The organism is Mesorhizobium silamurunense, from assembly GCF_014843905.1.
Taxonomy (GTDB): Bacteria; Pseudomonadota; Alphaproteobacteria; order Rhizobiales; family Rhizobiaceae; genus Mesorhizobium; species Mesorhizobium silamurunense.
In genome coordinates, this window is the sequence record NZ_LPVS01000002.1 from 1 (window position 1) to 4516 (window position 4516).

At 64.0% G+C, this 4516-nt stretch carries 7 protein-coding genes; all 7 read left to right on the forward strand.

Annotated features, from left to right (window positions below):
• The first annotated feature begins 808 nt into the window (after positions 1-808).
• Positions 809-1078 carry a hypothetical protein gene (locus tag AU465_RS00020; protein WP_192242610.1) on the forward strand — a complete coding sequence of 90 codons (270 nt, stop codon included), beginning with the start codon at positions 809-811 and terminating at the stop codon, positions 1076-1078.
• Between the two features lie 14 nt (positions 1079-1092).
• Entirely contained in the window at positions 1093-1251 is a 159-nt protein-coding gene (locus AU465_RS00025; RefSeq protein ID WP_192242614.1) for a hypothetical protein, read from the forward strand.
• Positions 1244-1456 carry a hypothetical protein gene (locus AU465_RS00030; protein ID WP_192242617.1) on the forward strand — a complete coding sequence of 71 codons (213 nt, stop codon included), beginning with the start codon at positions 1244-1246 and terminating at the stop codon, positions 1454-1456. Before AU465_RS00025 ends, AU465_RS00030 begins: the two co-directional genes overlap by 8 nt.
• A 218-nt stretch (positions 1457-1674) precedes the next feature.
• A complete protein-coding gene (locus AU465_RS00035) occupies positions 1675-2598 on the forward strand; it encodes a hypothetical protein (protein ID WP_192242622.1) in 924 nt (307 codons plus the stop codon).
• Between the two features lie 150 nt (positions 2599-2748).
• The gene (locus AU465_RS00040) at positions 2749-2949 is read left to right on the forward strand and encodes a hypothetical protein (protein WP_192242625.1); all 201 of its coding nucleotides are present in this window, start codon (positions 2749-2751) and stop codon (positions 2947-2949) included.
• Positions 2946-3821: a MoxR family ATPase gene (locus AU465_RS00045; RefSeq protein ID WP_192242628.1), complete on the forward strand. Its 876-nt coding sequence runs from the start codon at positions 2946-2948 to the stop codon at positions 3819-3821. Before AU465_RS00040 ends, AU465_RS00045 begins: the two co-directional genes overlap by 4 nt.
• Positions 3818-4516: DUF2201 family putative metallopeptidase (locus AU465_RS00050; RefSeq protein WP_246505788.1), on the forward strand; the 699-nt coding region annotated here is incomplete at its 3' end. The genes AU465_RS00045 and AU465_RS00050, both read left to right, overlap by 4 nt.

Here is a 4516-nt window from a genome sequence, read left to right on the forward strand (position 1 = left end):
GCAACACCCTGGCGGCGGGCGGGCGGCGGCATGAAGGCGCACCATAGGGAAAGGGATTGCGTTGTGAGACCATGGGCAAGCGCATGGCAGGCAATGGCACGGCATGGGCTAGCGCATGAGGCGGGCGGGCGGGCATCGATCAACGCGCGGCTTGTGCGTGCCATGTGTGGAACGGTCCGCCCGCCGGGCGGCGGGCGCGCCTGCCCGGGCGCTGGCGCGCTATGGTGCGCGTGACATGTGCAAGGTGCATGCGGTGCGCGGCGGCAAGCGGCGCGGCGACGGCGCGCCCGCCAGCTGGCGCGCGTGCCTGGAGCGGATGCGATCAAGTATGAGCCGGCGACACACGCCACGGCGGCGGGCGGCATAGTCGACGCGCACGGCGCGCGCCTGCCACGCAATGGCAGGCATGCGGCGACAACGGTCGACCGTGCGCGCGTCGGTCTGGCGACGGCGGCGCGGTGCGCCCGGGCAGGCGCGGCAAGCGGTCTCGGGCGGCGCTGCAGCCGTTCAATATGAGTGAACGCAAACCGTTCCATTGTGTACGTGAACAAATAGTGAAAACGGCGCGGACGAGTTTCAAATCAGAATATAGCGGCGGCGCGCCGTGCGCTTGTACGGGCTTCTATGTGGCGAATAGAGGCATTCGGAATTTCGACCATGAAAGCAGACGAAAAGCGGCAAATCATTCCTGAAATATGAGCTTCGAGCGGTGCGCGCCTCTTGTTTTCCAGGCGTGGAAAGCCTATATTTTTCTTGCGGGCGCGGTGCGTCCGCGCGGGCTCTTGCCCTAACCCTAGAGGAGTCGGAAATGTCTTACGTTCCCACATTTACGAATGATGCTGAGCTAGACGCTTTGATTGCGTCGATGCTTGCCGATATCGCGCCTGCCGACGTCGTGCGGCCGGCCGCCGCGCCCGTTGCCGCGCCCGTGCCCGTCGCACCCGTGCTTGCCGCACCAGCGCCCGCCGTGCCGCGCGCCCGCGTCTGGAATGTTTCCTGGCGGAAAGTCGGCGGCTTGACGTTTGTTCGCGTCGGGCGGCTTTCGATGTCGTTCTGTCTCACACGCAAGCCGGTTTGAGAGGAGGCGAAACCATGTCTGCAATCGGTTTCTGTATCCTGCTTATGGTGCCGCTCACTGTCTGGATGTTCCAAGCGGCAGGCTCTTTCTGGCGCGACCATTACCGCGAGCTGGCGCGCGTCCGCGCCGACATCCGCCGCGAAATGATCGCAAGGGCGCGCGACCATGAATAAGCGCGTCGCTTCCGTTCTGATTCTGGCGGCGGCGGTTGCCGTCGCTGGCCAGCTGGCGACGCGTGCGCCGGCATGCCGGCTTGTCGCGGTCGACGCGGCGGGCAATGTGTACGTTGCGGGCGCTGGCGATACGCCGGCGGACGCGGTGCAAGGCGCGGTCTATCCCGCCGACATGGTGCAAGTCGAAATGATTTGTCGGAAGTGATAGCTTGCGGGCGCGCCGTGGCGGGCGCGCTAGTTGGCAATCACGCCAGACCGGGCACATGCCCTAACCTTGAAAGGATGGAACCATGAGTAAGCATGAGAAACGCGAATTCGCCGAATCGCCGCGCGGGCGCATCCGCCGCGATGAACGGCGCGCGGTCCGCGCCGCCAAGCGCGCTTTCGTGAACATGTGATCTCGGGCAGGAAAGGGAAACGACCATGAACGCTTTGCCATCATTCCGCCCGGCGACTGAAACCGCCGCGCCGTCCGCCATTGGCCAGAAAGCAATGCTTGCCGGTCTCTCAATCACCATGTGGGCGGGCCGCAAGCTTGACAAGAAAGTAACGGCGGAAGTGAACCACGCGCACGGCGCGAAACCGGACGCGGCGCGCGTGACCAAATCGCTTGTCTCGAAAAACGCGCTTGCCGATATCTTGCGCATTTCGAACGCGGCGCGCGCCGTTCACTATGCCCGGACTCTGCCGTGGGCGGACTCGGGCGCGCGCATTCTGTCCAATGCCGGCTTTGCCGCATATGCCGACGAATTGCGGAAACTGGAGTACGAATTCAGCGACGCGGTTGACGCCTTCGTTTCCGGTTATGCCGACTATGTCGACGCGGCGCGCCTGGAGCTAAACGGCATGTTTCGCGAAGATGACTATCCGGCGGCATCTTCGATCCGCGCGCGCTTCCGTTTCGAGCGGTCGATTTGGCCGATGCCGTCGGCGGCGGATTTCCGCGTCGACATGATCGAAGGCGAAGCGGACCGAATCCGGGCGGATATTCAACGGCAATTCGATGCCGCCATGCGCACGGCAACACGCGACGTTTTCGAGCGCGTGCAAGAGACCGTCGGGCACATGGTCGAAAAGCTTCGCGCTTTCGTGCCGCATTCCGGGCAGAAAGGCGACAAGGCGGAAGGCGTGTTTAGGGACTCGCTTGTCGAAAACGTGCGCGATCTCGTTAAGCTGATGCCGTCGCTGAACGTGACCGGCGACGCCATGCTAGACGGCATCGCGAAGCGCATGGAAACGCTTTGCCGCTTCGATGCCGACGACTTGCGGCGCGACAAGCAAGCCCGCCAGGACACGGCGGACGCGGCGGCGGGCATTCTTGCCGATATCTCTGACTTTCTTTCGTGATCGCTTGTTTTGGAGCGGGCGGCGCGCCTGCCCGCTCCAGCGCTGGCAATCATGCCAACTCGGGCACAAGCCCTAACCCTAGAGGAAACGACAATGCAGCATGTCCTACCTAGCGCCGCCGGTTCATCCATTGCGGAAATCAGCGACGACTTGAACGCGCTTTTCGACTTGAACGCGCCCGCCTGGATTTGGGGCGCGCCCGGCATCGGCAAATCTGAATCGGTCTATCAAGTCGCCAGCGCCCGCGCCGCCGCCGCCGGGCATGACGCGCATGTGACCGATATTCGCCTTTCCACGTTTGATCCCGTGCCAGCGCCCGCGCCGCCGCCGCCGGGCATGACGCGCATGTGACCGATATTCGCCTTTCCACGTTTGATCCCGTCGACTTGCGCGGCTTGCCGGCGATTGTCGACGGTCTCACCAAATGGTTGCGCCCGGCGATTTGGCCAGCGCTGGACGCCACGGAAGAAACCATTTTGTTTTTCGACGAGATGGACCGTGCCGCGCCCGCCGTCGCCAATGCGGCGCTGCAAATCGTTCTGGAGCGGCGTATCGGCGAACATGTGTTGCCGGCATGCGTGCGCATTGTTGCCGCCGGCAATGGCGAAACCGATAGGACGGGCACACAAAAGATTTCCAGCGCACAAGCGAACCGGTTCACTCACCTTTATGCCGTCGCCGACGCGGAAGCCACGGCGGCGCATTTGGCCAGGAAAGGCACGCACCCCGCAATGCCTGCTTTCTTGCGCTTCCGTGGCCACGCCACGGCGGATGGCAAGCCCGGTTTAATCCATGGCGCGCCTATGCCCGGCGAAAAGGCGTTCCCGTCGCCGCGCGCATGGGAAAAGGTCGCTGGCTTCATTCACTTGCCAGCGCCGCAACGGTCGCGGCTTACCCGTGGCACGGTCGGAAGCGCCGCCGCCGTCGAATGGGAAGCTTTCTTGCGCACGTATGCCGGAATTGCCGGCTTAATGGCGGATATCATGGCGCGGCCGGAAAGCGCGGATGTTCCAGAGGAACCGTCGCTGCAGTATGCGGTTTCGTCCGCGATCGCGCGCAAGGCGGATTTCGCCAGCTGGCGCGCCGTTATCACCTATGCCGCCCGGATGCCGCGTGAATTCTGCATTGTCACGGTATTGGATGCCGTGCGCCGCGATCCGCGCCTGAAGGCGACGGCAGAATATGGCGCTTGGGCCGTTGCAAATCAGGATGTCGCGCTATGAACGCGGAAGCTGAAAAGCGCATTGTGCGCGCCCGTTCCATCTTGCTGCAAACCGCGCCGTTTTATGGCGCGCTTGCGCTCTATCTGAAGCTTCAGGAAGCGCCAGAGCTGACCGACACGGCGGCGACCGACGGCGCGCATTTTTTCTACAATGCGCCATGGATTCTAAGCCTATCGGAACCCGAGTTGCTTTTTGTCGTCGCGCACGAAGTTTCGCACCTTTCGCACGGTCACCATGCGCGACTCGGGCGGCGCGATTTGTCAGACTTCAACCGGGCGGCGGATTACGCCATGAATGCCGGCTTGATCGCGGCGAAGATTGGCAAGATGCCGCAAGGCATGCTTTTCGATCCGCAATATGACGGTATGGGCGCGGAAGAAATCTATTCCATACTGCAGCGCAAGGCGCGCAAGGCAAAAGAGCAACAATCGCAATCCGGGCAGGCGGGCGGCGCTGGCGCTGGCGCTGGCCAGAGCGGCAAGCCCGGCGACGGCAAGCCGGATCAATCCGGCAAGCCCGGGCAGGCGGATAACTCGGGCGCGCCCGGGCAGGCGGCGGACGGCGGCGGCAAGCCGGCGGATGCAGGCAAGCCAAACGGCGCGCCAGCTGGCCAGAGCGGCGCGCCAGCGCCAGGCAATGGCCAGAGCGGCGGCAATGGCCAGGAAGGCGCGCCAGCGCCCGCCACGGGCGCGCCA

Excerpts from the sequence above, each read along its gene's own strand:
- AU465_RS00020 (WP_192242610.1), top strand. The coding sequence starts at position 809 with ATGTCTTACGTTCCCACATTTACGAATGATGCTGAGCTAGACGCTTTG.
- AU465_RS00025 (WP_192242614.1), top strand. The coding sequence starts at position 1,093 with ATGTCTGCAATCGGTTTCTGTATCCTGCTTATGGTGCCGCTCACTGTC.
- AU465_RS00030 (WP_192242617.1), top strand. The coding sequence starts at position 1,244 with ATGAATAAGCGCGTCGCTTCCGTTCTGATTCTGGCGGCGGCGGTTGCC.
- AU465_RS00035 (WP_192242622.1), top strand. The coding sequence starts at position 1,675 with ATGAACGCTTTGCCATCATTCCGCCCGGCGACTGAAACCGCCGCGCCG.